Source organism: Sphingomonas sp. CCH9-E2 (genome assembly GCF_001557215.1).
Lineage (GTDB): Bacteria > Pseudomonadota > Alphaproteobacteria > Sphingomonadales > Sphingomonadaceae > Sphingomonas.
In genome coordinates this window covers 1-527 of record NZ_LSJM01000448.1, presented here as the reverse complement: position 1 = coordinate 527, position 527 = coordinate 1, and the positions used below count along the sequence as shown (strand labels likewise).

Below are 527 nucleotides of genomic sequence, written 5' to 3'. Positions count from 1 at the left end.
GAGAGGGGCGGGGGGCTGTCAAGCGGCGTGGTGGATCGCGGGGCGATCCGACGAAGCTGACGAAAATGGGGCGTGTCGGGCGCGGTGGACGGGGACGCGCCGGGTTGGCACCTGCGAAGCGGCGGGTTGGCGACAGGTGCTGGACGCTGACGCGACAGGGGCGCGACACCGTCGCGACGGGCTGACACCCGGGGCGCGACCGCGAGGCGACCCGCTGACAACAGGTACGCGACGGGTGCGTGTCCGGTCGGCGACGCGGGGGTGGGTGAGTCGGATGCGGTAGGGTTCATCGATCAGGGTAGATCAGACGAAATCCAACATTTGAAGGGGGTGGGCGAAGTGAAGCGATCTTCCAATTCCTCCCCTGCCCCGCAGGGGAGGTGGCATCGCGCAGCGATGACGGAGGGGCCGCCGTCGTCAGACGGCGGTGTTTTTGCCGAACTGCTCGCGGCCGTCTGCGCGGCCGCTCCTCCACCACCGGCTTCGCCGGCGGTCCCCCTCCCCTGAGACAAGCTCAGGGGAGGAAT

1 protein-coding gene is annotated in these 527 nt (G+C 69.4%); it reads left to right on the top strand.

Annotated features, from left to right (window positions below; genetic code table 11):
* Positions 1 to 185: hypothetical protein (locus AX681_RS22970; RefSeq protein WP_231735041.1), on the top strand; the 185-nt coding region annotated here is incomplete at its 5' end.
* Positions 186 to 527: the final 342 nt, after the last annotated feature.